The organism is Aquamicrobium soli (assembly GCF_042646345.1).
Lineage (GTDB): Bacteria > Pseudomonadota > Alphaproteobacteria > Rhizobiales > Rhizobiaceae > Mesorhizobium > Mesorhizobium soli_A.
This window is the reverse complement of sequence record NZ_JBHRTK010000010.1, coordinates 169,539-183,181: the sequence shown is the minus strand read 5'-3', so window position 1 is coordinate 183,181 and position 13,643 is coordinate 169,539. Positions and strand designations below refer to the sequence as shown.

Genomic DNA, 13,643 nt, shown 5'->3' with positions numbered 1-13,643 from the left:
GGCCGGCAGTGCTGCGCATCCTCTACCTGGTCCACAACCTGGCCGACCCGGCCGTGCATCGCCGCGTGGCGATGCTGGAAGCCGGTGGTGCGGCGGTGACGCTGGCCGGTTTCCGGCGCGGCGAGGCGCCGGCCCATTCCGATGGCTCGACCGCGATCGAGCTCGGCCGTACCGAGGATGGCCAGTTCACGCAGCGGCTGGCTTCGGTGGCGACTGCCGCGATGGCGCTGGCAGGCAGGCTCCGCCATGTTTCCCGGCCGGACGTCATCATCGGACGCAATCTCGAAATGCTGGCGCTCGCCAACCGCGCCAGGGCGATCTTCGGCGGCGGCATCCCGCTGGTCTATGAATGCCTCGACATCCATCGCCTGCTGCTCGACCGCGGCCCGGTCGGCAGGGCGATGCGCGGCATCGAGCGCTGGTTCGGCCGCGATGCGGCCCTGTTGATCACCAGTTCGCCGGCCTTCGTGCGCGACTATTTTGCCGGCTTCGGGCAGTCCGAGGCCCCGGTCATGCTGCTGCCGAACAAGGTACTGGAACTTGGCGCGCCCCAGGTTTCCGCCCGGGAAGCCGCGCCGCCGGCCGCCGGCGAGCCGTGGCGCATCGGCTGGTTCGGCGCGCTGCGCTGCCGCAAGTCGCTGGACCTGCTCGCTGCCTTCACGCGGCAGGCCGGCGGCCGCTTCGAGGTCGTGCTTCGCGGCCGTCCCGCCTATCGCGAGTTCGACGATTTCGATGGCTTCGTCGCGGCCGAGCCGCATATCCGCTTCGGCGGTCCGTACCGCAATCCCGACGATCTCGCCGCCATCTATGGCGACGTGCATTTCTCCTGGGCGATCGACTTCTTCGAGGAAGGGCTGAATTCGGCCTGGCTGCTGCCCAACCGCCTTTACGAAGGCTGCCGTTACGGCGTCGTGCCGATCGCGATGGCCGGCACCGAGACGGCGCGTTTCCTTTCGGAACGCCGGCTTGGCGTACTGCTCGATGATGCGTCGGTGGAGGGACTGGAGGCCGCTTTGTCCGGCATCGACGCGAAAAGCTATCTCGCCCTGCGGCAGCGCGTGGCTGCCCATGACGGCACCGAGTGGGTTGCCGGCATCGGCGATTGCCGCGCACTGGTCGAGCGCCTGGCGAGCCTCGCCGGCTCGCGGGCGGAGGGCGAGGTCCTGTTGGAGGCCGCAGCATGATCGGGGACAAGCAGACGGGCCTCATCGATGCCGCGCCGGCCGGGCGTTGCATGGTGGTGATCCCGTGCCTGAACGAGGCGGCCCATATCGGCGGGCTTCTCGCCTGGCTGGCCGGTTCCGCGCAGCGGCTGGACATGCTGGTCGTCGTTGCTGACGGCGGCAGCACGGACGGCACGATGCGCATCGCGGAGGAGATCGCGGCGCAGGAGCCGCGCGTGGTGCTGCTGCACAATCCGCTGCGGCTGCAGGCCGCCGCCGTCAACCTAGCCGTTGCTGCCTATGGCGATGGCTTCGACCGTTTCATCCGCATCGACGCGCATGGCGGCTACCCCGACGACTATTGCGACCGGCTGCTCGAGGAGGCCGAGGCTACCGGAGCCCAATCGGTGGTCGTGTCGATGGTCACGCAAGGCATCGGCGCCTTCCAGCGGGCGACCGCGACGGCACAGAACTCGCGGCTCGGCAATGGCGGCTCGCCCCATCGCGCCGGCATCCGCGGGCATTGGACTGACCATGGCCACCATGCGCTGATGAGCGTGGCCGCCTTCCGCGAGGTCGGCGGCTATGACGAAAGCTTCAGCCACAACGAGGACGCCGAACTCGACTTCCGGCTGCGGGCGGCCGGCTATCGGATCTGGATGACGGACAAGACATTCATGACCTATTTCCCGCGCGCTTCGGTCGGCAGCCTGTTCAGGCAATATCTCGGCTACGGCCGGGGCCGTGCGAAGAACATCCTCAAGCACAAGGCCGTGCCCCGGCTGCGGCAGATGCTGCCGCTGATGGTGCTGCCGGTGGTGGCCGGCGCGCTGCTCGCCTTCGTCAGCCTCTCGGCCTTGATCCCGGCCGGCGTGTGGGTCGCCGCCTGCCTTGGCTACGGCGTCTGGCTGGCGCTGGCCGAACGCGACCCCCTCGGGCCGCTCGCCGGCGTTTCGGCGATGGTCATGCATCTGGCCTGGTCCGCCGGTTTCTGGATGCAGCTTGCCCTTTCCTGGAAGCGGGGAGCCACAGCGCCATGAACCGTGCCGTCCGCATCGACATCGGCATCTGCACCTTCCGCAGGCCGCAACTGGAACAGACGCTGCGTTCGCTCGCTGAACTGCAGGTGCCGCCGCAGATCGGGCTGCGTGTCATTGTCGCCGACAACGATTCGGTGCCGAGCGCCCGGGCGCTGGTCTATGCGCTCGCCGCCGGCCTGCCGTTCGAGATGCTCTATGTCCATTGCCCGGCGTCCAATATCTCGCTGGCCCGCAACGCCTGCCTGGAGGCCGCCAATGGCGACTTCCTGATCTTCATGGACGACGATCAGGAAATCGTGTCGAGCGACTGGCTGACAGAGTTCCTGTCGGTGGCCAACGCCACGGGAGCCGATGCCGTGCTGGCGCCGGTGCTGGCCATCTATGACGACGCCGCGCCGCGCTGGATGCGCGAGGGCGATTTCCATTCGACCTATCCGACCCTCGTCGATGGCGCGATCCGCACCGGCTATTCCGGCAACACCCTGTTGCGGCTAGCCTCGCCGGTGGTCGCGGGACGGCGCTTCAGCCTGCCGCTCGGCCGCAGCGGCGGCGAGGACACCGACTATTTCACCCGCCTTTATCGGGCCGGCGGCCGCATCGCCTATGCGCCCGATGCGCCGGCGCGCGAGCAGGTGCCGGCGCATCGGGCCAGCTTCTCCTGGCTGGCGATGCGGCGCTTCCGCAGTGGCCAGACGCACGGACGGCTGGCCGCCGAGGGACGCTCGCTTCCGGCCCTGGCGCGCGAAAGCCTGCTGGCGCTGGCCAAGGCGGGCTACTGCTTCGGCTCGGCACTGCTCTCGGTTGCCTCCACCGGCAGCCGTAACCGCCATATCCTGCGCGGCATCCTGCATGTCGGCGTCATCGTCGGCATGCTGGGCGTCCGCGAAATCCAGCAATATGGCGACGATGTCGTGGCGGAGGAGCCGGTGGAAGCCCCGATCGAAGGGAAGCGCCATGCAGCCTGACGTCAGCTTCCTGATCGCCGCCTTCAACGCCGAGGACTCGATCAGTCGCGCGATCGAAAGCGCGCTGGCCCAGCGCGGCGTTTCGGTGGAAGTCGTCGTCGTCGACGACGGCTCGAGCGACGGCACGGTGGCGATGGCCGCGCGGTATCCGCGCGATCTCGTGCAGGTGGTCGAACTGGGCAGGAACCGCGGACCGGGCGGCGCCCGCAATGCCGGGCTCGCGATTGCGGCCGGCCGCTTCGTGGCGGTGCTCGACGCTGACGATACGGTTCATCCGGACCGGATGGCGCGCATGATCCGCCAGGCCGAGGTGTTCGGCGCCTCCGTCGCCGTGGACAATCTGGAAGTCGTGCAGGGTGACGCCGAGGCCGGGGAGCCCATGTTCGCGCCGGAGCGGCTTGCCGCGCATACGTATCTTTCGCTGGTGGAACTGATCGGCACCAGCCTGCTGTTCGAGGACACCTTCTCCTACGGCTACATGAAACCGGTGTTCGAGCGGCGTTTCCTGCGCCAGGCCGGCCTGCGCTACGACGAGACGCTGCGCATCGGCGAGGACTATCTGTTCCTGGCCTCGGCGCTGGCGCACGGTGCGCGCTGCGTGGTCGATCCCAACGCCGGCTATCGCTACCATGTGCGGGCCGGCTCCGTCTCGCGGGTGCTGGAACTGCATCACGTCGAGGCGATGCTGAGCGCCGACGCGGCCTTCGTCAGCGGTCACGATCTGGACCGGCTGGCGCTGGCGGCGCAGGCGCGGCGCACCCGCAGCCTGCGCCAGGGCGCATCCTTTCTCTCGCTGGTCCGCCACCTCAAGCAGCGCGCGCCGTTGAAGGCGGCAGGCGTCGTGCTCAGCGATCCGGCGGCGCTGCGTCATCTCAGGATGCCGATCGCGGCAAGGCTTCGCCGGCTGTCGGCGTCCCCGAAGGCGGCGCAGGCTCACTGAGGAATTCGAGTTTGGCAGGGGGCCAACTGGAATAGGAATGTGATGAAAAAAGTCAGAAAAGCAGTGATCCCGGTTGCCGGCCTTGGCACGCGCTTCCTGCCCGCCACCAAGGCGATGCCGAAGGAAATGCTGACCATCGTCGACCGGCCCGTCGTGCAGTACGCCGTCGACGAGGCCCTGGAAGCCGGTATCGAGCACATCGTCTTCGTCACCGGCCGCAACAAGCATATCATCGAGGACTATTTCGACATCCAGCCGGAATTGCTCGACACGCTTTCCCGCTCGGGCAAGACCGAGCAGCTTTCGACGCTTGACCGCATGCAGCCGCGGCCGGGAACCATCTCGTTCACCCGCCAGCAGGCGCCGCACGGCCTCGGCCATGCCGTCTGGTGCGCCCGCGACGTCATCGGCGACGAGCCGTTCGCGCTGCTTTTGCCCGACATGGTGTCGTTCGGCGAGCGCGGCTGCCTGGCCGGCGCCATGGACCTTTACGAGCGCACCGGCGGCAACGTCGTGGCGGTGGAGCAGTGCGATCCGCTCGATACCGGCCGCTACGGCATCGTCGGCAAGGGTCCCGCCATCGGCAAGGGCTTTTCCATCACCAGCATGGTCGAGAAGCCGGAACCGTCGGCGGCGCCCTCCAATTTCTACATCAACGGCCGCTACGTGCTGCAGCCCGAGATTTTCGGCCTGCTCGACAACCAGGAGCGCGGCGCCGGCGGCGAGATCCAGTTGACGGACGCGATGCTGCGACTTTCCGGCACGCAGGATTTCTTCGCCAGCCCCTTTGACGGCCGCATGTACGATTGCGGCTCCAAGGACGGCTTCATCCAGGCCAACGTCGCCTTCGCGCTGGCCCGCGACGACATCCGCGATCTGGTGCTGGAGCCGATCGAGGCGATCGTCGCCCGGCAGGCACGCCAGAGCGAAGCGGCCTGATCGATTCGAACTTTTGCTTCCGCCACGGCCCCAAGGGTCAGACCTTCGCGGCCGTGGCTGTCATTTTCCGCCAGACGACGGACCGGTAATGTCATGACCCAAGGACGTTTTCCCCTGAGCAAGCCCATTCCGGCCGAGGAGCCGGACGGCTTCATCGACCTCGACCGCCTGCTGGCCGCGGCAAAGCGGCAGATGCGGGTGGTGGCGCTGTTCGGCGCGCTGGGACTGGCGCTGGGCGTGGTCTACCTGCTGTTCACGCCTTCCGTATACACGGCGTCGAGCAACATCCTGCTCGACGACAGCCTGACCAAATTCGCCGAGGACAGGCAGTCGCCCCCGACGGCGCCGCAAGGCGATGCGACGGTGCTGAGCGAGGTCGAGATCCTGAAGTCCGCGCGGCTGGCGCGCGCCGTGGTCAAGGCCGAAAACCTCCAGAACAACGAGGAATTCCTCAACCCGCCGGTTTCCCCGGTCGGCTGGGCGAAGTCCAGGGTCAAGGGCGTGCTGGGGATGTTCTCAAGCCGGCCGGCTTCCACCGGTTCGGTCGAGGACGGCAAGATCGGCCGGGCGGTGGCGATCCTGCAGCAGAACCTCACCGCCGAGCGGGTCGGCCGCAGCCTCGTCATCGCCGTGTCCTATTCGGACAACGACCCGAAGCTGGCCGGCTCGATCGCGCGTGCCTATGCCGAGGCCTATCTGTCCGATCATCTCGACGCCAATTTCGACGCCACCCAGCGCGCCACCGTCTGGCTTCAGGGGCGGCTGGACGACCTGCGCCAGCGTTCGCAGGAGGCGGCGCTTGAGGTCGAAAAATACCGTGCCGCCCATGGGCTTACGGCGGCGCGCGGCGAACTGGTGTCGGACCAGCAGCTTTCCGACCTGAACAGCCAGTTGATCCTGGCGCAGGCCGACACCGCCAACGCGCTGGCGCGCTATTCGCAGTTCAAGGCGATCGTCGACGGCGGCCCGGAAAACGCGGTCAAGAACGCCACGGTGCCGATCGAGAAGGGCAGCAGCGGCACCAATACCTCGGTGCTGACCGATCTCAGGACCCGCTACCTCAGCATGACCAAGCGCGAGCAGGACATTTCCTCGCGCTATGGCGAGGACCACCCGCAGGCGGTGGCGCTGCGTCGCGAGGAAGCAGACATTACCAAGCAGATTTTCGGCGAACTCAACCGGCTGACCGAGAGCTACCGCAACGAATACGAGGTGGCGAAGTCGCGCGAGGCCTCCTTGCGCGCCAATGTCGGCGATCTGTCTACCCAGAGTTCGCAGTCGGGCCAGTCCGGCGTGGAGTTGCAGGGCCTCCAGCAGAAGGCGCAGGCGCTCGCCACGCTCTATCAATCCTTCCTCTCGCGCTATTCGGAGGCGGCGCAGCAGCGTTCGTTCCCGATCGCGCAGGCGCGCGTGATCTCGCAGGCCGGCGATCCGACCGCCGCATCAAGCCCGCGCAAGACGCTGGTGCTCGGCCTGTCGCTGGTGCTCGGCCTGTTCGCCGGCGCCGGGGCGGGCGCGCTGCGCGAATTCCGCGAGCGCTTCTTCCGCACCGCGGAAGACGTGCAGGAGGCGCTTGACGTCAAGTTCCTCGGCTACCTGCCGATCGTCGGTTCCGCTTTCCGGGGCCGCACGTCGGCCAACGGCGTGGCGGGAGTGGAGCAGGCGCAGTCGGCGCGGGAAACCACGACACCGCGCATCCTGCGCGTGGCGATCAACGCGCCGGCCTCGTCCTTCGCCGAGACGCTGCGCAACGTGAAGCTCGCCAGCGACGTCGTCCTGCAACGCAAGCCGTGCAAGGTCATCGGCTTCGTTTCGGTGCTGCCGCATGAAGGCAAGACCACCGTTGCCGCCAATTTCGCCGGCCTGCTGGCCGCCAACGGCGCAAAGACGCTGCTGGTCGACGGCGACCTGCGCAATCCGGGCCTCAGCCGCAGCCTGCCGCTGGTGCCGGAGAAGGGGCTGGTCGAAGCGGTGGTCGGCGGCGAGCAGCGCTGGCAGAGCGCGCTCCTGGTGGACCGCAAGACCCGGCTCGCCATCCTGCCCACGGTCATTCGCGGCCGCCTGCCGCATACCGGCGAGCTCATTTCGGGGCCGGGCATGCGCGACCTCATCGAGCAGGCCAGGCAGTCCTTCGACTACATCATCGTCGACCTGCCGCCGCTCGGGCCGGTGGTCGACGCCAGGGCCTTCGCGCCGCTGGCCGACGGCTTCGTGCTGGTGGCGGAATGGGGAGCGACGCCGCGCATGCTGGTGCGCTCGGCCCTGCAGGCCGATCCGCAGATCGCCGCCAAGACGCTCGGCCTCGTCCTCAACAAGACCGACATCAAGCAACTGCCGCGCTATGGCCTGTTCGGCAGCGCCGAGCAGTACCTGGATCGCTACACGTCCTACTATATCGAGCAGCCGCAGGCCTCCGACCGGCCCGCCAACCGGATGGAGACGGCGTGATGGCGCGCTCAGGTCGTCAGGTAGCGGCCGCTGTTTTGCCACAGGCGCAGCGCCGTCAGCTTGCCGCTGAAGCAGGCGCCGGTGTCGAGGTTGACCCGCATGCCGTCGCGCCTGGCCTCGGTGACGGGCGTATGCCCATGCACCACATAGCGCGAGAGCAGGTGGGCTGCCTTGTAGAACTCGTCGCGGATGAAGACGAGGTCGCGGTCGGATTGCCGGTCGAGCGGCAGTTCGGGGCGGATGCCCGCATGCACGAACAGGAAGTTCTCGGCCTCGATCATGATCGGCAGCGAGCGCAGGAAGGCGGCATGCTCGGCCGGGATCGCCGCCCGGATCACGTCGTCGATGCGCCGGTCGCTGCCGTAGACCAGGTGCAGGCGCTCGGGGTCGATGCCGTAGGAAAGCAGCGTCGGCTCGGCGCCCATGGCCAGCCAGCCGGAACGGCTGGTGCGGCCTTCGAGATAGTCCAGCATGACCATTTCGTGGTTGCCGGTCAGGCAGATGCGCTCGAAGCCCGGCGGCGGCGCCGCCACGAGATGGTCGAGCACCTGGGCCGAGGCGGGGCCGCGATCGACATAGTCGCCCAGCATGACGATGAGCTTGCGGCCGGGCAGTTCCTTCGCGTCGCGGACAATGGCGTCCTCCAGTGCGAGCAGTTCGTCGAGGCAGCCATGCACGTCGCCGACCGCATAGACGGCGGTGTCGCCGAGGTCGAGGCGCAGTCGCGCCCGCTTCTGCCCCGCGCCGCGGCGGGCGATAGCCAGGAACTCGGTCAACGCCTTCAACGGCAGGTCCCTTTCTTCTTCACCATGGTCGAGCGGCCCGCCCTGCGCGGCGGCCCGGAATGAGCAAGCCGATCGAGGAGACGATCGTGTCCATTCGCAGCTTCTTCGCGGTTCCGGCCCCGTCGCTGGAGCCGGTCCGCCGGACGATGTCCGACCGCATCAGGATCGCGCGCGGCCTTTGCATCTTTTTCATGACCTTCGTCCACGTGCCGCCCGGTATTGGGGGAAATGTCTACGATCGCGACGCTTCCTTCTTCGATCTCGTCTATTTCGTCCTGACGCGGCTGGCGGGCTTGAGTTCGGTTTCGTTGCTCAGCGTCGTCTCCGGTTTCTTCATCGTTTCCAGCCTGGCCAAGGCCGGGGCACGCCCGCTCCTGGTGGCGAAACTGAAGACGCTCGGGGTGCCGCTGCTGGCATGGAATCTCCTGATGCTGGCGCTGCTCACGCTCTACGGCCTGATGCGCGGCAAGTGGCAGGACATGCCGGATTTTACCGCGCTCGGCATGGCCGACGCGCTGGTCGCCTTCACCGGATGGCCGCTTGACGTGCCTTTGTGGTTTCTTCGCGACCTTTTCGTCTGTTGCCTGTTTTCGCCGCTTCTCTATGGCGCGCTGAAGCGCTTTCCCGTCGCCACGATCGGGCTGCTCGTCGTCTATACGCTGTTCGGCGAGGACCTTTACCTGCTGCAACGGCCGCAACTCATGCTGTTCTTCGCGCTGGGCATGTGGCTGCGCCTGTCGAGAACGGCGGAGCCCGCCATCGACCGCACGGCGCGCTGGCTGCTCCCCGGCCTCGCCGTCATGGTCGCCCTCTACCTGGCGCTGAGGGTCGAGAACGTGTTGTTCGGGGAGATGGACGACACGCTGCGCCTGACGCTGGACACGCTCCTGCGCATCACCATGGCGGCGGGGTTCTGGCTGCTGACGGACGTGATCCTGCGCTCGCGCTTCGCCACCGGTTTCCTCTGGTTCGAGCCCTATGCGTTCTTCCTGTTCTGCAGCCACGCGATCTTCTTCCATTTCGCGGCGATCCCGTTCCGCCGCCTGTTCGGCAACTACGGCAGCGACCTGTTTGCGGTCACCTTCTTCGCGTTGCCCCTGCTTGCGGTGATCGGCGCCATCATTGGCCTGCAACTCATCGACCGGTCGCGCAAGCTGCTTTTCCTGTTCAACGCCGGCCGGGGCCTCGACCCCATGCGCCGCGCCGTCGCACGCGACGCGCAGCCGGCCCGGTCGAGGGCGGGCTAGCGCATGGCCAGTGTCACCGCACGCCTGATCAAGGGGAGCCTGTGGCTCTCCTTGGCGCGCGCCATCGTCAACGGGCTGGCGGCGCTCAGCACCTTCATCCTGGCGTGGAACCTCGCGCCGTCCGACTTCGGCGTGGTCGCGCTCGGCATGACCATTCTGGTGATCGTGTCGACCGTGACGGAACTTTCGCTGGCCGAGGCGCTGATCCGCCACGAAGCGCCGACGGAGTCGCATTTCAGCGCCGCCTGGACCCTCAACGCCTTGCGCGGGCTGGTGCTGGCGCTGTTCTTCGCCGCCTTCGCCAGGCCGGCGGCGCTGCTGTTTAACGAGCCGAGGCTGACCGGGGTGATGCTGGCGCTGGGCTTCAGCGTCTTTCTGAGCGGCCTCACCAACCCGCGCCGCATCATGTACCAGCGCGACCTGATCTTCTGGCAGGAATTCGTGCTTGCCGTGTCGCAGAAGCTCACCGGCTTCATCGCGGCGGTGGCGATCGCGATCCTCTACCACAGCTATTGGGCGCTGGTTGTGGGCACGCTGGTCACCCAGGCCACCAATGTCGCGGTCTCCTATCTCGTGCTGCCGTTCCGGCCCAAGATCTGCTTCCGACACATGCGCGAGTTCTTCTCCTTCTCGGCGTGGCTGACGGCGGGCCAGATCGTCAACACGCTGAACTGGCGCTTCGATTATCTGCTGGTCGGCAAGATGCTCGGCAACACCTCGCTGGGCTACTATTCGGTGGGCTCCAACCTTGCCATGATGCCGACGCGCGAGGCAACGATGCCGCTGACGCAGACCATCTATCCGGGCTTCGCCAGCATCAAGGACGATCCGGCGCGGCTTGCCGCCGCCTACCAGCGGGCGCAGGCGCTGCTCACCGCCGTGGCGCTGCCGGCCGGCATCGGAGTCGCCGTCGTCGCCGACCCGCTGGTGCGGCTGGCGCTCGGCGAAAAATGGGTGCCGGTGATCTTCATCATCCAGGCGCTGGCTTCGGTGTTCGCCCTGCAGACGCTGGGGTCGCTGGTGCAGCCGCTCGGCATGGCCAGGGGCCAGACGCGGCTGCTGTTCATCCGCGACACGCAGATGCTGCTGGTGCGGGTGCCGATCATGATCGCCGGCCTGCTCGTTGCCGGCCTTCCCGGCGTCGTCGTCGGCCGGGTCTTCACCGGCCTCGCCAGCGCCGCCGTCAACATGGTGTTGGTGCGGCGCCTCATCGACCTGCCGGTGCTGAGGCAATTGCAGGCGAATTTGCGCGCGCTGGCGAGCGTCGCGGTGATGGCGGCAGGCGTGGCGCTGGCGAACGGCCAGCTTGCCCACACCGCCGACCGGCCGATGCTTGCGTTGCAACTGGCGACGCTGGTGGCGCTCGGCGGCTTCCTCTACTGCGCCGCCACCTTCCTCCTGTGGGAACTGATGGGCCGTCCGCAGGGGCCGGAGACGGAAGTGCAGCGCATTCTCGGCAAGGTTCTGGCGAAGCTGCGCCCGGCCTGAGGACAGGCTTCGGTCGCGATCGAATGGAGAAAGAGACGATGGAAACGCAATCCCGGCTGGCGCTGATCGCAAGGCTCGAGGCCGCCATCCACGAATGCCTCAAGGACCACGTTCCGGCCGAGGAGCCGTTGGCCATCCTCGATTTCCCGGACATCCGCAATTGCGGCGATTCGGCGATCTGGCTGGGCGAGATGGCCTATCTCGCCGCCCGCCACGGCAAGCGGCCGGCCTATGTCTCGCGGCTCGACGATTTCTCGGCACGGCAGCTCGAACGGGCGATGCCGAGCGGGCCGATCTTCATCCATGGCGGCGGCAATTTCGGCGACATCTGGGGCGCGCACCAGGATTTTCGCGAGCGCGTGCTGGAATTGTTTCCCGACCGGCCTGTCGTCCAGCTCCCGCAGTCGATCCACTACCAGTCGCCGGAGCGTATCGAGCAAAGCGCACGCGCCATCGGCAGACACAGGAATTTCACGCTGCTTGTCCGCGACGAGGAATCGAAGGCCTTCGCCGACAGGAATTTCGATTGCGCGATCAAGCTCTGTCCCGACATGGCCTTCGCGATCGGCCCGGTGGAGCCGGCTGAGCCGACCCTGCCGGTACTGGCGATGCTGCGGGTGGACCGGGAGAAGGCGGGCGATGCCGATCTTTCGGCCTGGCCCGACCTGCCGGTCGAGGACTGGATAACGGAATCGCCGCGCAGCGTGCAGGCCTCGAAAGCCTTCGGGGCCGCGTCGGCGCTGCTGTCGCTGAAGCCTGCGGAACTCAGGCTCGCCAAGCTCGATGCCGCCGCGCACAATCGTTTCCGGCGCGGCATAAAGCAGATTTCGCGCGGCCGCACGATCGTCACCGACCGGCTGCATGTCCATATCTGCTCGCTACTGATCGGCCGCCCGCACGCGGTGCTCGACAACAGCTACGGCAAGGTGCGCCGCTTCATGGCTGCGTTCTCCGGCGGGACGGACCTGTCCTACCAGGCGAAGTCGCTGGGCGATGGCATTGCCTGGGCCAGGCAGGTTGCGGGCGACATCGCCGGCAAGGCTGCGGCCTGAGCGCGGAGCTGACGATGCTGACCTTCATCATTCCAGTCCGCCATCAGGACAACGCCCGCGACTGGGGCCTGCTCAGGGCGAATCTTTCGCAGACCGCAGCCTCCATCGCCAGCCAGGCGCATCCGGGCTGGCGCGCGCTCGTGGTCGCCAACGAGGGCGCCGACCTGCCGCCCCTGCCGCGCGGCTTCGACGTCGTGCGCGTCACCTTCCCACCCAACGACCTTCACGAGATGGGCGAGGCGGACCTGGAGGCCGTCTACGACGCCTTTCGCGCCGACAAGGGCCGCCGCGTGCTGGCCGGCATGCTCGCCGCCCGCGACAGCCGCTTCTTCATGATCGTCGACGACGACGATTTCGTCAGCGCCCGCATCGCCGGCCATGTGGCGGAAAATCCGCAGGCCAACGGCTGGACCATCGAGCGTGGCTATATCTGGGACGACGGCGGGCGGCTGCTGCTCGGCTACGACGAGTTCAACCACCTGTGCGGCACGTCGCTGATCGTGCGCGCCGACCTCTATGGCCTGCCCGACCGGTTCGAGGATGCCTCGCTCGACTGGATAAAGACGATGCTGGGCAGCCATGTGCGCATCGCCGACATCCTGGCCGGGCGCGGCACGCCGCTTGTCGCGCTGCCGTTTCGCGGTGCCGTCTACCGCGTCGCGCATGGCGGCTCGCACAGCAAGGCGCCGAGCCTGGTCAAGAAATACTTCCTCAGCCGCGAGGCGCTGGCGCGGCCGCGGCGCCTGCTGCGCCATCTGGCGCGGCTGCGGCTGGTCGGCGACGATGCCAGGCGGGAATTCTTCGGCGCGCCCATAGCCGGGCGAAGATAGCTTCTTCCCCCGCCGGGCGGTCAGTGGTTGTCGACCATGGCCGCCCGCAGCAGCTTCAGCCTTACGCGCTGCGCGTTGCGGATATGCTCCCGCGCCGCCTCTTCCGCCGCGTCCGGGTCGCGCGCGGCGATGGCCTTGACCATGGCCATGTGCTCCTCATGGGCGGTCGTCGAGCGGCTGTCCACCGCCAGCGTCGTGCCGCCGAGCAGGATCATGGCATCGGAAAGCGCGCCCAGCGCCTTGAGCAGGAACTGGTTGTGGCCGGCATGGTAGAGCGCGGAGTGGAAGGCGCGGTTGATCTGCGCCAGCGCGGCCGGGTCCTCCGCGCGGTCCAATTCCGTCTCCACCAGATAGGCGAGGTCCTGGATTTCCACCTCCGACGCATGACGCGCGGCGAAGCGGGCGGCCGTGCCTTCGAGGATTTCGCGCATGGCGTAGAGTTCGATCACCGCGCTGTGGTCGAGCGTCGCCACGACCGCTCCCATATGCGGGGCATGCGTGACCAGCCCGTCGGCTTCGAGGCGGCGCAGGGCCTCGCGCACCGGGGTGCGGCTGACCCCGAGGCGGTCGGCGATCTCGACCTCGCGCACGCGGCTGCCGGGCATCATCTTGCCGGTCGCGATCTCTTCCTTGAGCCGCGCATAGGCGGTTTCCCCGCGCAGCTTGGGGTCCACGGGACCTTTGCTCATCGTCCAGCCCGATCCGTCATGGAAACAATCCGCCGCCTGCCGTCACCTGTGAACCAC

12 protein-coding genes are annotated in these 13,643 nt (G+C 67.7%); 10 read left to right on the top strand and 2 right to left on the bottom strand.

Annotated elements, in window-relative coordinates:
• The first annotated feature begins 8 nt into the window (after positions 1-8).
• The 6 genes from ACFOHJ_RS08600 to ACFOHJ_RS08575 all read left to right on the top strand — a co-directional run bounded on the left by ACFOHJ_RS08600 (position 9) and on the right by ACFOHJ_RS08575 (position 7,495).
• Positions 9-1,184: a glycosyltransferase gene (locus tag ACFOHJ_RS08600; RefSeq protein WP_378220079.1), complete on the top strand. Its 1,176-nt coding sequence runs from the start codon at positions 9-11 to the stop codon at positions 1,182-1,184.
• A complete protein-coding gene (locus tag ACFOHJ_RS08595) occupies positions 1,181-2,203 on the top strand; it encodes a glycosyltransferase family 2 protein (protein WP_378220078.1) in 1,023 nt (340 codons plus the stop codon). The genes ACFOHJ_RS08600 and ACFOHJ_RS08595 overlap by 4 nt, the downstream gene beginning before the upstream one ends.
• Positions 2,200-3,168: a glycosyltransferase gene (locus ACFOHJ_RS08590; protein WP_378220077.1), complete on the top strand. Its 969-nt coding sequence runs from the start codon at positions 2,200-2,202 to the stop codon at positions 3,166-3,168. Before ACFOHJ_RS08595 ends, ACFOHJ_RS08590 begins: the two co-directional genes overlap by 4 nt.
• The gene (locus ACFOHJ_RS08585) at positions 3,158-4,108 is read left to right on the top strand and encodes a glycosyltransferase family 2 protein (protein WP_378220076.1); all 951 of its coding nucleotides are present in this window, start codon (positions 3,158-3,160) and stop codon (positions 4,106-4,108) included. The genes ACFOHJ_RS08590 and ACFOHJ_RS08585 overlap by 11 nt, the downstream gene beginning before the upstream one ends.
• Before the next feature lie 42 nt (positions 4,109-4,150).
• A complete protein-coding gene (locus tag ACFOHJ_RS08580) occupies positions 4,151-5,047 on the top strand; it encodes a UTP--glucose-1-phosphate uridylyltransferase (RefSeq protein WP_378220075.1) in 897 nt (298 codons plus the stop codon).
• Positions 5,048-5,140: 93 nt separating this feature from the next.
• Positions 5,141-7,495, top strand: coding sequence for a Wzz/FepE/Etk N-terminal domain-containing protein (locus tag ACFOHJ_RS08575; protein ID WP_378220074.1), 2,355 nt, complete (start codon positions 5,141-5,143; stop codon positions 7,493-7,495).
• 8 nt (positions 7,496-7,503) lie between these two features.
• Here the strand turns inward: ACFOHJ_RS08575 and ACFOHJ_RS08570 are convergent, their stop codons facing one another.
• The gene (locus tag ACFOHJ_RS08570; RefSeq protein WP_378220073.1) at positions 7,504-8,280 is read right to left on the bottom strand and encodes a metallophosphoesterase; all 777 of its coding nucleotides are present in this window, start codon (positions 8,278-8,280) and stop codon (positions 7,504-7,506) included.
• A 59-nt stretch (positions 8,281-8,339) separates the two neighbouring features.
• On the opposite strand from ACFOHJ_RS08570, the gene ACFOHJ_RS08565 reads away from it, so the two are divergent.
• The 4 genes from ACFOHJ_RS08565 to ACFOHJ_RS08550 are packed head-to-tail and all read left to right on the top strand — an operon-like array spanning position 8,340 to position 12,897.
• Complete coding sequence (locus ACFOHJ_RS08565) at positions 8,340-9,527, top strand: acyltransferase family protein (protein ID WP_378220072.1); 1,188 nt, start codon at positions 8,340-8,342, stop codon at positions 9,525-9,527.
• Positions 9,528-9,530: 3 nt separating this feature from the next.
• Positions 9,531-11,015 (top strand): lipopolysaccharide biosynthesis protein, encoded by a 1,485-nt coding sequence (locus ACFOHJ_RS08560; RefSeq protein WP_378220071.1) that lies wholly within the window; start codon positions 9,531-9,533, stop codon positions 11,013-11,015.
• A gap of 38 nt (positions 11,016-11,053) precedes the next feature.
• The gene (locus ACFOHJ_RS08555) at positions 11,054-12,067 is read left to right on the top strand and encodes a polysaccharide pyruvyl transferase family protein (protein WP_378220070.1); all 1,014 of its coding nucleotides are present in this window, start codon (positions 11,054-11,056) and stop codon (positions 12,065-12,067) included.
• Between the two features lie 8 nt (positions 12,068-12,075).
• Positions 12,076-12,897, top strand: coding sequence for a galactosyl transferase (locus ACFOHJ_RS08550; RefSeq protein ID WP_378220226.1), 822 nt, complete (start codon positions 12,076-12,078; stop codon positions 12,895-12,897).
• 20 nt (positions 12,898-12,917) lie between these two features.
• On the opposite strand, the gene ACFOHJ_RS08545 is transcribed toward ACFOHJ_RS08550, so the two are convergent.
• Positions 12,918-13,586 carry a GntR family transcriptional regulator gene (locus ACFOHJ_RS08545; protein ID WP_378220069.1) on the bottom strand — a complete coding sequence of 223 codons (669 nt, stop codon included), beginning with the start codon at positions 13,584-13,586 and terminating at the stop codon, positions 12,918-12,920.
• Positions 13,587-13,643: the final 57 nt, after the last annotated feature.

What these genes read in the sequence shown, in the direction of transcription:
- ACFOHJ_RS08595 (WP_378220078.1), top strand. Translation starts at nt 1,181, where the DNA reads ATGATCGGGGACAAGCAGACGGGCCTCATCGATGCCGCGCCGGCCGGG.
- ACFOHJ_RS08590 (WP_378220077.1), top strand. Translation starts at nt 2,200, where the DNA reads ATGAACCGTGCCGTCCGCATCGACATCGGCATCTGCACCTTCCGCAGG.
- ACFOHJ_RS08585 (WP_378220076.1), top strand. Translation starts at nt 3,158, where the DNA reads ATGCAGCCTGACGTCAGCTTCCTGATCGCCGCCTTCAACGCCGAGGAC.
- ACFOHJ_RS08580 (WP_378220075.1), top strand. Translation starts at nt 4,151, where the DNA reads ATGAAAAAAGTCAGAAAAGCAGTGATCCCGGTTGCCGGCCTTGGCACG.
- ACFOHJ_RS08575 (WP_378220074.1), top strand. Translation starts at nt 5,141, where the DNA reads ATGACCCAAGGACGTTTTCCCCTGAGCAAGCCCATTCCGGCCGAGGAG.
- ACFOHJ_RS08565 (WP_378220072.1), top strand. Translation starts at nt 8,340, where the DNA reads ATGAGCAAGCCGATCGAGGAGACGATCGTGTCCATTCGCAGCTTCTTC.
- ACFOHJ_RS08560 (WP_378220071.1), top strand. Translation starts at nt 9,531, where the DNA reads ATGGCCAGTGTCACCGCACGCCTGATCAAGGGGAGCCTGTGGCTCTCC.
- ACFOHJ_RS08555 (WP_378220070.1), top strand. Translation starts at nt 11,054, where the DNA reads ATGGAAACGCAATCCCGGCTGGCGCTGATCGCAAGGCTCGAGGCCGCC.
- ACFOHJ_RS08545 (WP_378220069.1), bottom strand. Translation starts at nt 13,586, where the DNA reads ATGAGCAAAGGTCCCGTGGACCCCAAGCTGCGCGGGGAAACCGCCTAT.